The organism is Pseudoalteromonas sp. meg-B1 (genome assembly GCF_003173795.1).
In the GTDB taxonomy this organism is placed as follows: domain Bacteria; phylum Pseudomonadota; class Gammaproteobacteria; order Enterobacterales; family Alteromonadaceae; genus Pseudoalteromonas; species Pseudoalteromonas undina.
In genome coordinates this window covers 238,253-254,137 of record NZ_QGQU01000001.1, presented here as the reverse complement: position 1 = coordinate 254,137, position 15,885 = coordinate 238,253, and the positions used below count along the sequence as shown (strand labels likewise).

At 41.3% G+C, this 15,885-nt stretch carries 15 protein-coding genes; 6 read left to right on the top strand and 9 right to left on the bottom strand.

Annotated features, from left to right (window positions below):
• The first annotated feature begins 4 nt into the window (after positions 1–4).
• Positions 5–1,237, top strand: coding sequence for a response regulator (locus DK924_RS01170; RefSeq protein WP_024600798.1), 1,233 nt, complete (start codon positions 5–7; stop codon positions 1,235–1,237).
• A gap of 3 nt (positions 1,238–1,240) precedes the next feature.
• Here the strand turns inward: DK924_RS01170 and rarD are convergent, their stop codons facing one another.
• Both rarD and DK924_RS01160 read right to left on the bottom strand, forming a co-directional pair.
• On the bottom strand, positions 1,241–2,161 hold the full coding sequence (gene rarD, locus DK924_RS01165) for an EamA family transporter RarD (RefSeq protein ID WP_008467760.1): 921 nt from the start codon (positions 2,159–2,161) through the stop codon (positions 1,241–1,243).
• A gap of 51 nt (positions 2,162–2,212) precedes the next feature.
• Positions 2,213–2,668 (bottom strand): thioesterase family protein, encoded by a 456-nt coding sequence (locus tag DK924_RS01160; protein ID WP_008467759.1) that lies wholly within the window; start codon positions 2,666–2,668, stop codon positions 2,213–2,215.
• A gap of 143 nt (positions 2,669–2,811) precedes the next feature.
• On the opposite strand from DK924_RS01160, the gene recQ reads away from it, so the two are divergent.
• The 4 genes from recQ to DK924_RS01140 all read left to right on the top strand — a co-directional run bounded on the left by recQ (position 2,812) and on the right by DK924_RS01140 (position 7,425).
• Positions 2,812–4,635, top strand: coding sequence for a DNA helicase RecQ (gene recQ, locus DK924_RS01155; RefSeq protein WP_054201899.1), 1,824 nt, complete (start codon positions 2,812–2,814; stop codon positions 4,633–4,635).
• A 7-nt stretch (positions 4,636–4,642) separates the two neighbouring features.
• The gene (locus DK924_RS01150) at positions 4,643–4,927 is read left to right on the top strand and encodes a DUF3630 family protein (RefSeq protein ID WP_010391549.1); all 285 of its coding nucleotides are present in this window, start codon (positions 4,643–4,645) and stop codon (positions 4,925–4,927) included.
• A 139-nt stretch (positions 4,928–5,066) separates the two neighbouring features.
• Positions 5,067–6,785, top strand: a complete 1,719-nt coding sequence (locus DK924_RS01145; protein WP_109874136.1) for a POTRA domain-containing protein — start codon at positions 5,067–5,069, stop codon at positions 6,783–6,785.
• Positions 6,786–6,849: 64 nt separating this feature from the next.
• Positions 6,850–7,425 carry a mechanosensitive ion channel domain-containing protein gene (locus DK924_RS01140; RefSeq protein WP_010391553.1) on the top strand — a complete coding sequence of 192 codons (576 nt, stop codon included), beginning with the start codon at positions 6,850–6,852 and terminating at the stop codon, positions 7,423–7,425.
• A gap of 87 nt (positions 7,426–7,512) precedes the next feature.
• Here DK924_RS01140 and DK924_RS01135 read toward each other — a convergent pair whose 3' ends face one another.
• The 3 genes from DK924_RS01135 to DK924_RS01125 all read right to left on the bottom strand — a co-directional run bounded on the left by DK924_RS01135 (position 7,513) and on the right by DK924_RS01125 (position 9,952).
• Positions 7,513–8,571 carry a succinylglutamate desuccinylase/aspartoacylase family protein gene (locus DK924_RS01135; RefSeq protein WP_055012533.1) on the bottom strand — a complete coding sequence of 353 codons (1,059 nt, stop codon included), beginning with the start codon at positions 8,569–8,571 and terminating at the stop codon, positions 7,513–7,515.
• Complete coding sequence (rimK, locus tag DK924_RS01130) at positions 8,558–9,463, bottom strand: 30S ribosomal protein S6--L-glutamate ligase (RefSeq protein WP_008467750.1); 906 nt, start codon at positions 9,461–9,463, stop codon at positions 8,558–8,560. The genes DK924_RS01135 and rimK overlap by 14 nt, the downstream gene beginning before the upstream one ends.
• Before the next feature lie 66 nt (positions 9,464–9,529).
• Entirely contained in the window at positions 9,530–9,952 is a 423-nt protein-coding gene (locus tag DK924_RS01125; RefSeq protein WP_010391555.1) for an ATP-dependent zinc protease, read from the bottom strand.
• A 250-nt stretch (positions 9,953–10,202) separates the two neighbouring features.
• On the opposite strand from DK924_RS01125, the gene DK924_RS01120 reads away from it, so the two are divergent.
• A complete protein-coding gene (locus DK924_RS01120; protein ID WP_010391556.1) occupies positions 10,203–11,174 on the top strand; it encodes a zinc transporter ZntB in 972 nt (323 codons plus the stop codon).
• A gap of 68 nt (positions 11,175–11,242) precedes the next feature.
• On the opposite strand, the gene rraB is transcribed toward DK924_RS01120, so the two are convergent.
• The 4 genes from rraB to DK924_RS01100 form a co-directional block, all read right to left on the bottom strand.
• On the bottom strand, positions 11,243–11,578 hold the full coding sequence (gene rraB / locus DK924_RS01115; RefSeq protein ID WP_008110603.1) for a ribonuclease E inhibitor RraB: 336 nt from the start codon (positions 11,576–11,578) through the stop codon (positions 11,243–11,245).
• Positions 11,578–12,291: a 1-acylglycerol-3-phosphate O-acyltransferase gene (locus tag DK924_RS01110; protein WP_181388738.1), complete on the bottom strand. Its 714-nt coding sequence runs from the start codon at positions 12,289–12,291 to the stop codon at positions 11,578–11,580. The genes rraB and DK924_RS01110 overlap by 1 nt, the downstream gene beginning before the upstream one ends.
• A gap of 166 nt (positions 12,292–12,457) precedes the next feature.
• Positions 12,458–14,755, bottom strand: a complete 2,298-nt coding sequence (gene parC / locus DK924_RS01105; protein ID WP_010391560.1) for a DNA topoisomerase IV subunit A — start codon at positions 14,753–14,755, stop codon at positions 12,458–12,460.
• Between the two features lie 10 nt (positions 14,756–14,765).
• Complete coding sequence (locus DK924_RS01100) at positions 14,766–15,860, bottom strand: sorbosone dehydrogenase family protein (RefSeq protein WP_109874134.1); 1,095 nt, start codon at positions 15,858–15,860, stop codon at positions 14,766–14,768.
• Between the last annotated feature and the right edge of the window lie 25 nt (positions 15,861–15,885).

Here is a 15,885-nt window from a genome sequence, read left to right as displayed (position 1 = left end):
CCACGTGACGCACAGAATACTTATTGTTGAAGACACCCCCACTATTGCGCGAGTGCAAAAGCATATCGCGCAAAAAATTGGATATGAAGTTGATATTGCCCAGTCGCTGGCTGAGACTAAAGAGCTAATAAGTAAACATGCTTATTTTTGTGCAGTCGTTGATTTTATATTGCCTGATGCCCCGCAAGGGGAAGCGGTTCCCTGCACGGTTGCAGCAGATATCCCTACCATTGTTATGACTGGCAATATCGATAATCAAACTCGCGACACCGTCGAAAAGTACCCTATTATTGATTACATTATCAAAGGCAATAAACAAGCTTACGAATATTTAGAAAAGCAGCTTTATCGTCTACCTCGCAATAAGCAAGTTAAAGTACTGGTTGTTGATGACTCAGCGTCTACACGCCAATATATTTGTAATTTATTAACACGTCATAAATACCAAATATTACAAGCAGCCGATGGCCTAGAGGCACTTAAAGAGCTTGAAAATACCCCTGACATCTCTGTGATTATCATAGATAAAGAAATGCCTAATATGGGCGGTATTGAACTGTGTAATGAAATTAGGCGCATTTATAGTAATGACGAAAAAGCTATTATTGGTATCTCAGGCGCTACATCGTCTAATTTGTCTGCCTTATTTTTAAAAAATGGGGCAAATGACTACTTGTATAAACCTTTTAATAGTGAAGAATTTTACTGCAGGTTAAGCCAAAACGTCGATATGCTAGAGCATATCGAAACTATAAAGCGCCAAGCCAATACTGACTATTTAACTAAACTCCCTAATCGCCGTTACTTTTTTGAAGAGGCTAATAAGTCATTAAAGCAGTTTAAAAAAGCAAAAGCACCAGCCATGTTAGCTATGCTTGATATTGACCATTTTAAAGCTATTAATGATACCTATGGCCATGATGCCGGAGATGAAGTGCTTAAAGGGCTTGCGATATGCTTTAATAAATATTTTGAAAACCAATTGGTTGCCCGTTTAGGCGGAGAAGAATTCGCGGTATTTTTTACTGAGCTAACCGAACAGGAAGCGCTAAAACGACTAGAGAGCTTCAGGCTTTTTATTGAGCTTAACAGTCATGAATTCAGTCAAGCAAACATCAAGTTTACGTTATCGATAGGCTTCAGCCACAGTGAAACCTATCAAATTGACGAACTATTAAAACAAGCCGACTTAAAGCTCTACAAAGCCAAAGAGTCGGGTCGTAATAAAGTGGTTTAGTTTTTAAACCACACCAGAGGCTACAATGGCCGCTTTTCTGCGTTTTCGCGATTGATGGTATGAGTCCCAACTAAAAATAGCCAATGCACTCCAAATACACGCAAAGGTAATTACGCGCTCAGCATCAAACACCTCACCATAAAATACCACCGCTAAAATAAACATTAGGCTAGGCCCTATATACTGAAAAAACCCTAACGTTGTATATTGCAAACGCTTAGCCGCGCCGGTAAAACACAGCAGTGGCAGCGTAGTTACTATGCCCGCGCTCACCAATAATACATTGGTTAGCCAATCATTCCCTGGTAAATTTGACGTTTCAGTCGGTACCATTAGCCACCAATAGGTAAGCGCCACGGGTAACAATATTAATGCCTCAATTAAAATCCCAGGCAGAGCATCAACTTGTAGCTTTTTACGTAATAGGCCATATAGTGCGAAAGATGTTGCTAATGAAAACGCTACCACGGGGAATGAGCCAAAACTAATTAGCTGTAACAACACGCCTGTAAAAGCTAAAGCAACAGCAGCACCTTGCAACTTACGTAATCGCTCGTTTAAAAACACCATACCAAGCAACACATTCAATAGAGGATTAATGTAGTAACCTAGGCTGGCATCCAACATGTGATTGTTATTGATGGCCCAAATAAACAATCCCCAGTTAAACCCTAGTAAGGTCGAGGTAACAACTAACATCAAAATAAGTTTAGGTTGGATTAAAATGCGTTTAATTTTATCCCAGTAGCTGAGCACACTCACCACCACAATAAGAAACACCACTGACCAAATAACACGGTGCATTAAAATTTCAAATGCTGACACATGTTGGATCATCTTAAAATAAATGGGTGCGAGGCCCCACATAAAAAAAGCGAGGCAGGCAAAAATAGCGCCCTTTCGCTGCTCGGTATCAATCGACATAGTAACCACTTGGTGATTTAAAAGGCCGTCAGTTTACCCCCCTCTCACTTTTTAGCCAACTAAATACGTGCCCGTTCCAAAAGCAATTTGTACTGACTGCTCATTGTGTAACTCCATTCGGCACACACATACTTTATTTCCTGAGCGAATCAGCTTAGCGCTAGCAATAAAAACCTCGCCTTTGCCTGGACGTAAATAGTCGGTGCGTAAATCTATAGTACCCAGTGTGGCTAGCCTTTTATGTACACTGGGTAAATCTGCATCGTCTAGTTTTCCGATTACACTGGCAGCAGCAAGCATTCCACCGACATTATCAAGTACCGCCGAAATAACTCCGCCATGGAGAATTTTTTGCGCGGGGTTGCCTATTAATACATCTTGCCAAGGAAAGGAGATTTTAGCTTGTTCAGTACTAAGTGACTCCACCGCTATTTTTAAAAATTGGTTAAAAGGCATATTATTAACAAACAACGCCCCAACTTGTTCAATCAACATTTCTTTATTCATTATTATTCTCTATGTTTAAAGGTGGTACGATGAGTAAAGCACAACTTAAAGCTGTTGTAACCTCCTCGATTATCATTACCGATGTTTACACCAAATAATGAAAGCTAAAGACATCCTGATAAAAAACCACTAAAATAGCGCCGATGAATACACTAACTCCCTCTCCAAATACGCTGGTGCGTAAACCTGAAACTGTACTCAAACAAGTGTTTGGTTACAGCGAATTTCGCGACGGTCAAAGTGCAGTAATCGATGCTGCGATTAACGGCCAAGACTCGTTAGTATTATTGCCTACCGGTGGTGGTAAATCGGTGTGTTACCAAATACCCGCACTAGTATTAGAGGGGGTAACCATTGTTATCTCTCCGCTCATTTCTTTAATGCAAGATCAAGTAACTCAGTTGCAAGCTCTAGGCGTAAAAGCCGCTTATATAAATAACAGCTTAGCCCGTGAAGAACAGCAGTTAGTCTATCAGCAGTTGCATCAGGGGCTAATAAAATTACTTTATGTTGCCCCAGAGAAAGTACTACAAAGAGAATTTTTAGAGCGCTTATCGCATTTAAATGTCAGTTTGTTTGCTATTGATGAAGCACACTGTGTTTCTCATTGGGGACATGACTTTAGACCTCACTATTTTAGGTTAAATGAATTAAAGCAACGCTTTACACATGTACCTATGATGGCACTCACTGCCACCGCTGATAAAGCCACCCGCTTTGATATTGTTGAGCAACTCAAGCTACAGCAGCCTTATATTCATACCGGCAGCTTTGACCGCCCTAATATTCGTTACACCATAGAAGAGAAATTTAAACCTATGGTGCAATTACTGCGCTATTTGAAAGAGCAAAAAAATCAAAGTGGCATTATTTATTGCACCAGTCGAAAGCGGGTTGATGATATTGCTGAAAAGCTTGCCGATGCAGGCCTTAATGCGGCTGCTTATCATGCGGGAATGAGTAACGAACAGCGTCAATTTGTGCAAACCGGGTTTGCCCGCGACGATATTCAAATTGTGGTTGCCACCGTTGCCTTTGGTATGGGAATTAACAAGCCTAACGTACGTTTTGTATTACATTACGACATTCCAAAAAGTATTGAAGCGTATTATCAGGAAACCGGTCGCGCTGGGCGTGATGGACTCGCTGCAGAAGCCATTATGTATTTTGACCCCGCTGATATAGGTCGGGTTAGACGCTTTTTTGAAGATATTGACGATGAACAACGCCGTCGTGTAGAAGAGCAGCGTTTTAATGCCATGGCCAGTTTTGCCGAAGCGCAGACTTGCAGACGTCAAATATTATTAAACTACTTTAGTGAATACCAACGAGAGCCGTGCGGTAACTGCGATATTTGCTTAAATCCACCAAAAAGCTTTGATGGCACACTGGTGGCCCAACAAGCTCTTTCGTGTGTGTATCGGGCACAGCAACGATTTGGTTTAGGTTACATTGTAGAGTTATTACGCGGCGCAAATACCAGCCGCATTCGTGATAACAACCATCATGAACTCAGCACCTATGGCATAGGTAAAGATAAAAGCAGTGAGTTTTGGCTCAGTATTTTACGCCAACTTATTCACCAAGGGCTACTAAGCCAAGATATAACCCAAGGCGCATCACTACGGCTTACCGAAGCTGCACGCGCTATTTTAAAGAGTGAGTATGCGCTACAACTGGCTGAACCACGCCTACAAGCTAAGCACGTTTATCAGGATAAATTAGCGCAGTTTAATTACGATAAAAAGTTATTTGCTCGCCTACGTGCATTACGTAAAGAATTAGCCGATGCCGATGACGTACCCCCTTATGTAGTATTTAACGATAAAACGCTGGCCGAAATGGCGCAGCTTATGCCTACCAACGACAGTGAATTTTTAAAAGTGTCGGGGGTTGGTTTTACTAAATTAAACAAATATGGCGGTGAGTTTTTAACCGCAATTCGACATTATCTAGCAACGCAATAAGCCCCTTATGACCGAACTTGAATACGATCACACACATCAATGCATTATTGTTAAACCAACAGAGTTGCCGCACGATGAAGACTTTGAGTTGTGGGGAACGTTTTTTTTGCACAGCGATGAAATTAGCATTAGTGAATTTGCAGCTGGGGCTGATCGTCACCAACTGCGTTTTAACTATGCTAACCACACGTTTAATTTAAATTTTGAGCATTACAGTCAAAGTGTGTGGATTAACGGCGAAGGTCAAGATGCCGACAACCTATTGGCAGCGTTAACATTTTATTTAAGCTAAGGCCACGTCTATTTATCGCTAATACCTTATAATTGCTATAAAAAATAAACTAAATTGGCACTTTTACTTACATATTAATAACAATGATGTAAGCTAAGAGTAAGTGTTTTATTTTGCAAAATAGCGCTAAAGAGGGTCAATGCTAAATAGAAAATGGATTGCACGTAGTTGTTTTAGCCTTTCTATTTTGAGTATGTTTATGCTCAGCGTTTGCGCGCAAGAAACGCCACTAGCCCAAAGCTGCCAAAATGACGATTCATTGAAAACTTCTGAAATTAACTTGCGTCGACAAATCGAGTCTCAACCTCCACCGCTTACGATAAATAGTAACGCTAAAATTGCCTCAATTAATCTTAAACAACTTAATGTTTTTAATACCGAGCTAGAAGCTGAGAACAACACACTGTTTCGCTTTGCTAATCGTGCACATATACAAACTGAGCCTGAGGTTATTAAAAGCATTTTATTGTTTAAAGCGGGTGATACTTTTAATCAAAAAACCTTGGCTGAATCTGAGCGGCTACTGCGTAAACAAAACTATTTATATGACGCACAAATTGTTGCCAACGAAAACTGCGATGGCGATATTGATGTAACCGTGGTGACTCGCGATTTGTGGACTTTGCTACCCGAGCTTAGCTTTAGCCGCAGTGGTGGCGAAAATAAATCAAGTATCGGCTTTCGCGAGTCTAACTTATTTGGTTGGGGCAAACGATTATCGTTTGCTCGCAAAACCGACAGTGATCGTAATGGCTATTTATTTGTTTACGATGATCCAAATATCCTATCAACACGCTACAGAGGTCGTATAGAGTATGCCGATAATAGTGACGGTAAAAGTCACTTAGTTGAGCTTACTTACCCATTTTACGCCATTGATACACCCTATAGTTATGGTGCCCTGAGTTACTCTACCCAGCGAGAAGAGGCCCTGTACCTTAGGGGCGATAAATTTAGTGAGTTTGAACAGACCACCGATCTAAATCAGGTATTTTTTGGTCACTCTAAAGCCCTTAGCCATAACTGGACACAGCGCTTGAGCCTAGGTTATATCGATGAGCAACAAACATTTAAAAGCATAGATGAAACCACTGTGCCGCTAGCTGAAAATAGGCAGCTTAGTTATCCTTATGTAAGCGGCCACTGGTTTGAAGATAACTTTATAAAAGTGCGTAACTTTGACAGTATTTACCGTACCGAGGATTTAAATTTAGGTTGGAATATAAAAGCTACGCTGGGTTATTCTGATGAATCGATTAGTAACGACGATAGCCGCGCTATTTACTCATTTAACTTTAACAAAGCACACTTTAGTGGTGATAATACGCTATGGCGCTTTCACGCTGATATTCAAGGTTATTGGAATAAAGAACAAAAACAGCTTGAAAACTTAATCACCACCAGCCAAATTCAATATTATTTAAATACCAGCATTGATCAGTCTTGGTATGTAAAAGCCAGGCTACAATACGCAAAAAACCTCACCAACGATAAGCAGCTCACCCTCGGGGGCGAAACCGGTTTACGCGGTTACCCTATGGAGTTTCAACATGGCGATCGAAGTTTTTTAGTCAGCTTAGAAAAGCGCTACTATTGGGAGTATGACTTACTACAACTATTTAAAGTGGGAGGCGCAGCCTTTTTAGATGTAGGCCGCGCATGGTATAACAACGACTCGAATACCCTGTATCAAGTTGAAAACACACCCGTGCTTAAAAATGTTGGATTAGGTTTACGCCTTGCGCCAAGTCGCGCCAACGCGGGTACTATGATACACCTTGATATTGCCGCGCCACTAAATAAATATAACGATGTTGACTCGGTACAGTGGCTACTGAGCGTTAAAAATTCTTTTTAAATCACTACTGCGCACAAAGCTAACGCGTTACACTTTGCGCCTATCATTATTGTGAGAATACGTTTTGGAATTAATCTCTCTTTTAGAGCTTGTGAGCACACAATATAAGCTAATCGTAACCGTGATTGCACTGTTGAGCTTTCCGTTATTGTTAAAGCTCACTAAAAAATTACTCGAAAAAGCCATTAGAGGTAAAATCGATTTACACAGAAAATACCGAGCAGAGTTACTATTAAAAATAATACTCGCCTTTGTTATGTTGTGTTTAGTTTTAGTTTTTTGGGGAATAGAGCTGCGTGGTTTACTGGTATTAGGCTCTTCCTTATTTGCCATGTTAGGCGTTGCGCTGTTTGCGGCTTGGTCATTATTGAGCAACTTAACTGCTTTTTTACTCATGTTTATACAAAATGACTGCCGTGTAGGCTATTGGGTTAGAATCGTGGATGGGGCCAATGCCATTGAAGGGCGCATTATTGAAATGGGGCTGATGAATGTATTACTCGAACACGTTGATGGACATAGGGTGATTTACCCTAATAACTTATTTGTTACCCGCCCCGTGTTAGTACTCAATACAGAGCCAAAACCAACAAAAGCGCCTAAAATTAAACGAATTATTGGCCCAAAGCCACGTAATTAAATAACAATTACAAAAAAGCCGCTTCAGCTAATAAACTTAAGCGGCTTTTTTAATTCTTACGGGTGAAGTTAATTCTTACGGGTGAAGTTAATTATTTAGCTCAGCTGTTTTCAGTTCATCATCTAAATCACTTATTTCACCAATAAAGCTTTCAAGCTGTTGCTCTACCAAACTATTTGAGTGAGCAAAGTAAGCAATATGAAACACAGCATCGCCTTCATTTACTAGAGGCATGGTTTGCTGACCAATAATAATGCCACTACGTGGAGCAAGCAATTCAAGCTCAGAATCGCCAAGCGGACTACTTATGTATGCCAGTATTTGCCCTTTAGTGACACGTTCACCTAACGATACTTGCGCTCTTACTATACCGTCAACCTCAGCTCGTACCCAACTTGTTGAACCTGCAATAACCGGCTCAGGTAGTTTTTTAGGGCGCTTACCACGCATCATTTTTAAATGACGCATAACATAATCAACCCCTTGTACACCCGCTGCAATCGCAATCGGGTCAAAGCGCAACGCTTCACCTGCTTCGTAGGTAATAACGGGTATACCCAAATTAGCCGCTTCACTGCGCAATGAGCCATTGCGTAACGACGCATCAATAACCGCAGGTGTGCCAAAAGCCTTAGCCATTTGCGCTGTAGCTTCATCGGCTAAATTAGCGCGTATTTGCGGTAAGTTAGTACGATGAATCGCCCCCGTATGCAAATCTATAATATGCGTACAATGCACAGCGACTTGGTTAAAAAACATATACGCCATACGACCTGCTAACGAACCACGTTCAGAGCCAGGAAAACTTCGATTCATATCACGGCGATCGGGTAAGTAACGAGATTTATGAATAAAACCAAATACATTCACAATCGGCACCGCTATTAATGTGCCACGCAACTGGTTAGGATCGATCTTAGCCAGTAACTGGCGCACAACCTCAACCCCATTAAGCTCATCGCCATGTATTGCCGCACAGACCATCAATACAGGGCCTTCCATAACACCGTTGACCACTTCAATAGGAATATTAAGCGGTGAATGGGTATAAAGCTTTGCAGCTTCTAGTGCGAGTGTTTTACGTTCACCTACACCAATGCTTTCACCTAATAGGGTGAAAGGTCGGTTAATTTTAACCTTTGCCACGAGTTGCTGTTCCTTTCACTGAGGCCGTTTTTTCAATAAAGTCAATCACCATACCCGCAATATCTTTACCAGTTGCCACTTCAATCCCTTCTAGGCCTGGCGATGAATTTACTTCCATAACCAAAGGGCCGCGAGATGAACGGAGTAAATCAACGCCAGCAACGTTTAAACCCATTGCTTTTGCTGCAGCAACCGCTGTTTTACGTTCTTCTGGGGTAATACGTACCAGTGTAGCGCTACCACCACGATGAAGATTAGAGCGGAACTCGCCCTCTTGTGCTTGGCGTTTCATCGCAGCAATCACTTTATCGCCCAATACAAAGCAACGAATGTCTGCACCACCGGCTTCTTTAATGTACTCTTGCACCATGATATTGGCTTTTAAACCCATGAATGCTTCAATAACACTTTCAGCTGCTTTACGTGTTTCAGCCAATACCACACCAATACCTTGAGTACCCTCAAGTAACTTAATAACGACCGGTGCGCCGCCTACCATTTCTAATAAATCTTTTACGTCATCGGGCTTGCTGGCAAAGCCTGTAACCGGCATACCCACACCTTTACGCGATAGTAACTGCAAAGAACGTAATTTATCGCGAGAGCGAGAAATAGCCACTGATTCATTAACAGGGAACACTCCCATCATTTCAAATTGGCGTAATACAGCACAACCATAAAATGTAACCGATGCACCAATACGTGGCACGATAGCGTCGAAATCTTTTAGGTTTTCACCACGATAATGAATTTCAGGTTGCTCTGAGTTTATGTTCATGTAAGAGCGTAACGCATCAATTACTTTCACTTCATGTCCGCGCGCCTCAGCAGCTTCGATTAGGCGACGCGTTGAATATAATTTTTTGTTACGAGATAAAATACCAATTTTCATCATTAAAGCCTTAACTAAATGATGTTGAGCAAGCAGATATAATTATGTTTGCTACTCAACGAATTCTTATAATAAATGTGATAAAGCCGGATCAACGACTATGCGATTTTCCATTGCTGTGCGCCCTAACAACATTCTAAACTTCATAGACGCACGACTTGTTAATGTAATTTCTATTGGCCAACTAAATTCGCCGGCATGTAATGTAGTTTCAATAAAGTAACGCAATTCTTTTTGGCCACTAGAGCTGGTAACGTACTTCATCTTTTTAACTTTGGCATTGCAGGTAATTTGCGTTTGCTCGTCTTCTTGCAATGGTTGGGCTGTAAATTTAACCCATTTTTCGCCATCGACTTCGTATTCTTCAATATTAATTGCATGAATACAGGAAGTACGCGCACCAGTGTCTATTTTTGCTTTAATTTGCTCGATGCCTAGCTCGGGTAAACTTAACCACTCACGCCAACCAACTGTTATTTTTGTCGTCATAAATGTGCCCTTAGTAAAAAAAGTGTTTTATACGCTACAGCCAACAAAACACCAACAAAATAAATTCATCTACTCGATAAGCCGATTTGATTGACCTTTTAAGTTAACTCGTTTAACAATGCACCCCTAACGTATGCACTTAACCATAGGCTAAAAAACAATTTTTTGTTGATTAACTCTACAAAGTAAAGCTAAGTTAAATACACTACAGTCAACTGTATTAAAAATATACTATCTATGAGAAATTATTATGATCAATGGCTTACTTCATGCGCTTATTCTTGATGAACAAGGCGGGGCTCGCCCAATAGAAAACAGTAAACAGTTACACCAATGGCAACCTACTGATGGAAAGCTGTGGGTGCATATGGATTACAGTCAAAAAGAAGCCGTTGATTGGTTAAAAAACTGCGGCCAATTAAACGACTACGAACTTGAATCACTCACCGCAGATGAAACACGCCCTCGCATTACTCCTACAATGAATGGCCATATGCTGTTTTTACGTGGAATCAATTTAAACCCAGCGCAAAGCCCTGAAGACATGGTGTCTATTCGCCTATTTATTAATAAAGACGTGGTGATCACTACCCGTAAGCGCCGGTTATTATCAGTGCAAGATATTCTAACCTCGTTAAATAATAATGAGGGACCAAGCAGTATTTCTGAACTAGTGTGTAGCTTAGCGCAAAAGCTCACTTCACGTATGCAAACGGTAATAGATGAACTAGATGAAAGCTTAGATGATTTTGAAGAAGAAATTGATGAGCCTAGTAAAAAGTTTGATAACCAAGGCTTGTCGCAACTTCGCCGCCAAACAATCGCGCTAAAACGTTACTTAAAACCGCAAAAAGAAGCGCTCAGCAACATGGTTAATAATCATTACCCATGGCTGTTTGACGATGATAAAGCCAAGCTAAATGAAACCACCAATTTACTTATTCGCTATTTAGAAGAGCTCGATAGTTCAATAGAGCGTGCACTCGTTATTCAGCAAACCATTACTAACCAAGTGTCTGAGCAATTAAATCAGCGTATGTATGTGATGTCGGTGGTGGCTGCTTTATTTTTACCACTGGGATTTTTAACTGGGTTATTGGGGGTCAATGTTGGCGGTATACCTGGCACAGATAGTCCCTATGCATTTACTGCATTTGTGGTGTTTTTGGTTGTTTTGACTGGTGGGATTGGTATTTACTTTAAAAATAAAAAGTGGCTGTAATTACAATACAGATCCAATAAGACACAAAAAAGGCGAACATAATTGTTCGCCTTTTGCATTGGTAACCCTTACTCTTGAAAGTAAGTGCCCCAACCGTCGTATTCTACGTCGCATTCAACCGCAAGCTGTGCAAGCTTATCAACGTCTTCCATTATAACGTCAACATCTAATTCGGCTTCAACAACAATGTCAAAACTCCAAATCTTTTCGCCGTCTTCAAGCTCAAGTTCTGCTGGCTCTTCTACATCGTAACCTAGTTTAAACGCAGCAAGTGCAGCTTGTTCTAACTTAGTAAAATCTTCACATACAAAGTGGTGCTCTACTTCATAAAGGATTTCCGGATCGGAACCATCCTCAAGTAATGAAGTTACGATGTCTTCACTTATTTCACGCCAGTTTTCCATTATTTCTCTCTCACTTGAGCATCTAATTCTGTTATTTTAGCAGCCATAATGCTGTGCACACTTTTAGCATGTTCACGTGCACTGATACTGTTATCAAGTGCTATGGGGGCTAACATTTCAATGTAAATTGTACCATTATCCCAGCGATTTAGTTTAATGGTTTTATCGGTTGTGTTCATACATACTGGCACAACAGGTACCTCTGCACTCATTGCTGTATGAAAAGCACCGGTTTTAAAAGGGAGTAAACCACGACCATAACTACGCGTCCCCTCAGGGAACATCCACACCGACAAGCCTTTTTGTTTTATTTTAGCCGCTGCCTTAGAAATAGTGCCTGCCGCTTTTGAGCGATTTGCTCTGTCGATTAAAATATTACCCGATAACCAATAAAGCTGACCAAAAAACGGGATCCACTTCAGGCTTTTTTTGCCAACACTCACACAATTTTTTGGCACCATAGCTGGAATAGTAAATAAATCATAGCTATTTTGATGATTCGCTACATACACAGCGGGCCCCACCTTAAGCGCACCGGGATGATATTTTAGTTCTAATTTAACCCCAAGCATTTTAGCCATTGAGCCAAACCAACTTGCAATAACATGCACATTATTAGGATGAAATGGTCTAAATATTGATAACAACAAACCAAAAAAACAACTTAATAATATAAACAACAGCATTATTAAAATACGTATAACAGCTAGCAAGTGCGCCTCTCCAATATAACCACAATCATGTATTGTTTTATTATAACGTTATTTTGTTGCGCAGACGAGAAAATAGCGCACAAGCGTGCGCTGAAATAAAACAGTCATAAAAAAACGGCTTACCTGAGTAAGCCGTTTTCTAATTTTATCTAATTTGATCTCAAGATTAACTTGGCTCTGCGTCTGAGCTTGGCTCATCAACTTGTTGCGGTGTTAACTCTACCACAGCTTCATCTACGCGCTGTAAACCACGTGGTAACTTATTCCCTCTGCGGCCTCGCTCGCCATGGTAATGCTCAAGGTCGCTTGGTTTAAGGGTCAGCTTACGCTTACCTGCATGCAGCGTTACACTGCTGCCTTGCGGCACAACAGCTAATACTTTTACAAACTCTTCGCGGGCTTGTACTTTCGCACCCGGAATAGAAATAATTTTATTACCCTTACCTTTACCTAGCTTAGGTAGGTCACGCAGTGGGAATAACAACATCCGCCCTTCGTTAGAAATCGCCATACAGTAGTCAGTAGCCACGTCGTTAACGCGAATTGGCGAAAGTAACACACCACCTTTTGGCACACTCACTAACGCTTTACCGTTTTTGTTTTTGCTCACTAAATCTTTAAAGTCAGTAATAAAACCATAACCAGCGTCGGAGGCCATTAACAACACTTGAGCGTCCTCACCCATTACTACGTGCTCAAAGCTGGCGCCTGAGGTTAGGTTAAAGCGCCCTGTCATTGGCTCGCCTTGGCTTCGCGCTGAAGGAAGACTATGAGCATCAGTGGCAAATGCACGTCCAGCTGAATCTAAAAATACCGCAGGCTGATTACTTTTACCTCTCGCTGATGCTCTATAGCCATCACCAGCGCGGTAATTTAATCCTTCCACATCTAAGTCATGACCCTTACCAACCCGTGCCCAACCTTTATCTGATAGCACCACGGTTACAGACTCTGATGGAATTAAATCTTTTTCGCTCAGTGCTTTGGCTTCTACACGCTCAATCACAGGCGAGCGGCGATCATCACCATACATTTCTGCAGCTTCTTGAATTTCTTTTTTCAATAAGGTCGACATGCGACGGTCTGAGCCCAATGTTTGCTCTAATTTGTCACGCTCTTTTGCCAATTCGTCTTGCTCACCACGAATTTTAAACTCTTCAAGTTTTGCCAAATGGCGAAGTTTTAATTCTAAAATGGCTTCTGCTTGAATATCGGTTAAATCAAAGCGTTCCATCAATATTGGTTTAGGCTTATCTTCAGAGCGGATGATTTCTATAACTTCATCAATATTTAAAAAGGCAGCCAGTAAACCTTCTAAAATATGTAATCGAGCCAGTACTTTATCAAGTCGATATTGCAAACGACGACGTACCGTTTCGCGTCTAAAGGTTAACCACTCTGTTAAAATACTACGTAAATCTTTAACCTGTGGACGACCATCTAAGCCGAGCATATTTAAGTTTACGCGGTAATTTTTTTCAAGATCGGTGGTGGCAAATAAGTGTGCCATTAATGGCTCAGCTTTAATTCGGTTTGAACGCGGAACAATTACAATACGGGTCGGATTTTCATGATCAGATTCATCACGTAAATCGGCCACCATCGGCAACTTTTTAGCATTCATTTGCGCTGCAATTTGCTCAAGTACTTTTGCACCCGAACATTGATGCGGTAACGCAGTAATAACTATATCGCCCTGCTCTTCACAATACACAGCGCGCATTTTAATTGAGCCACGGCCGGTTTTATAAATTTTGTGAATATCAGCCTTAGGCGTAATTATTTCAGCATCAGTTGGATAATCTGGCGCATGCACTAAATCCAGTAACTCTTCGAGCTCGGTTTTTGGCTTATCAAGTAATAAACAACAGGCACTAGCTACTTCACGCACATTATGCGGCGGTATATCGGTTGCCATACCTACCGCAATACCGGTGACACCATTAAGTAATATATGCGGTAAGCGCGATGGCAATACTAATGGTTCATCCATGGTGCCGTCGAAGTTTGGCGTCCAATCAACAGTCCCTTGGCCTAACTCTTTAAGTAATACTTCAGAGAATTTAGATAAACGCGCTTCGGTATAACGCATTGCCGCAAACGACTTCGGATCATCTGCAGCACCCCAGTTACCTTGACCATCAACTAACGGGTAGCGATAAGAAAACGGCTGCGCCATAAGTACCATGGCTTCATAACAGGCACTATCACCGTGAGGATGGTATTTACCTAATACATCACCCACGGTACGGGCTGATTTTTTGTATTTAGCACTTGCCGATAACCCCAGTTCACTCATCGCATAAATAATACGACGCTGAACGGGTTTTAAGCCGTCACCAACGTGCGGTAAGGCACGATCCATGATCACGTACATTGAATAATTTAAATAGGCGTCTTCGGTAAAACGCCCCATTGTTTGCTGTTCAATTCCTTGCATTAGCAAGGTATCTGTATCACTCATTAAAGCTTACCTAGTTTTTCTTATAGCTTACGCGGTAAATTACGTTAGCGTAATCATCGCTTACCAATAGACTGCCATCATTTAATTGTGCAAATGCAACAGGGCGTCCAAATGTCGTTTCGTCTTGCATAAAGCCGGTGATCAGTGGCGTATATTTAGTTACTTTGGCATTTTCTATGGTTGCCACAGCCACTTTATAACCAACCTTTTTAGAGCGGTTCCATGAACCATGCTCAGCAACAAATAACTGTTGTTTGTAGCTATCTGGGAACTGTTTGCCGGTATAAAAATGAATACCCAATGGCGCAACATGCGCCCCCAATGCCAATGCAGGTTGAGTGTAATCAGCAATATTTTTGCCTTCACCAAACTCAGGATCAACAATAACGCCACCATGCACGTATGGAAAACCAAAGTGCTCTTCTTCCTTAGTAATGCGGTTTAACTCATCAGGTGGAATATCATCCCCCATCATGTCGCGGCCGTTATCACTAAACCATAGCATTTGCGTACTAGGATGAAAGTCAAAACCCACCGTATTACGTACACCTTTGGCTAAAGTCGTTATTTCTTTGGTATCGGTATTTAACGAAAAAATACGGCCAAAGCGAGCATCTTCCTCACAAATATTACACGGTACGCCCACGGGAATTATCAGCTCGTCGTTTGGTGCAAAACGCAAAAATTTCCAACCATGATGACGCTCTGAGGGCAAATCGCTATAAAACACTTCATACTCAGGGTTTTTGAGGTGTTTATCGATATTTTTAAAACGGATAATCCGGTGCACTTCACCAACATATAAGTCACCGCCTTTAATTGCTAAACCTGAGGGCATATTTAATCCCTCTGCAATCACTATTTTTTTATCTGCCACGCCATCGCTGTTATGGTCAATCAGTGCATACACATTGCCCGCCTTACGAGACCCTGCATACACAATACCTCGGCTTGATACTGCAATTTGCCGTGCATTTTCAACATCATCAGCAAATAAGCTGATTTCAAAACCCGGTGCAGCGGTCAGCTTGTCGAGTATATTTTTCGCCATCACTGGCGATGATATTAAGCCGAATAACAACAGTGTGCTAAATAATTTATTCATTTGCCTCTCCTGTTTTAAAGCCCAA

Excerpts from the sequence above, each read along its gene's own strand:
- rarD (WP_008467760.1), bottom strand. The coding sequence starts at position 2,161 with ATGTCGATTGATACCGAGCAGCGAAAGGGCGCTATTTTTGCCTGCCTC.
- DK924_RS01160 (WP_008467759.1), bottom strand. The coding sequence starts at position 2,668 with ATGAATAAAGAAATGTTGATTGAACAAGTTGGGGCGTTGTTTGTTAAT.
- recQ (WP_054201899.1), top strand. The coding sequence starts at position 2,812 with ATGAATACACTAACTCCCTCTCCAAATACGCTGGTGCGTAAACCTGAA.
- DK924_RS01150 (WP_010391549.1), top strand. The coding sequence starts at position 4,643 with ATGACCGAACTTGAATACGATCACACACATCAATGCATTATTGTTAAA.
- DK924_RS01145 (WP_109874136.1), top strand. The coding sequence starts at position 5,067 with ATGCTAAATAGAAAATGGATTGCACGTAGTTGTTTTAGCCTTTCTATT.
- rimK (WP_008467750.1), bottom strand. The coding sequence starts at position 9,463 with ATGAAAATTGGTATTTTATCTCGTAACAAAAAATTATATTCAACGCGT.
- DK924_RS01125 (WP_010391555.1), bottom strand. The coding sequence starts at position 9,952 with ATGACGACAAAAATAACAGTTGGTTGGCGTGAGTGGTTAAGTTTACCC.
- DK924_RS01120 (WP_010391556.1), top strand. The coding sequence starts at position 10,203 with ATGATCAATGGCTTACTTCATGCGCTTATTCTTGATGAACAAGGCGGG.
- rraB (WP_008110603.1), bottom strand. The coding sequence starts at position 11,578 with ATGGAAAACTGGCGTGAAATAAGTGAAGACATCGTAACTTCATTACTT.
- parC (WP_010391560.1), bottom strand. The coding sequence starts at position 14,755 with ATGAGTGATACAGATACCTTGCTAATGCAAGGAATTGAACAGCAAACA.
- DK924_RS01100 (WP_109874134.1), bottom strand. The coding sequence starts at position 15,860 with ATGAATAAATTATTTAGCACACTGTTGTTATTCGGCTTAATATCATCG.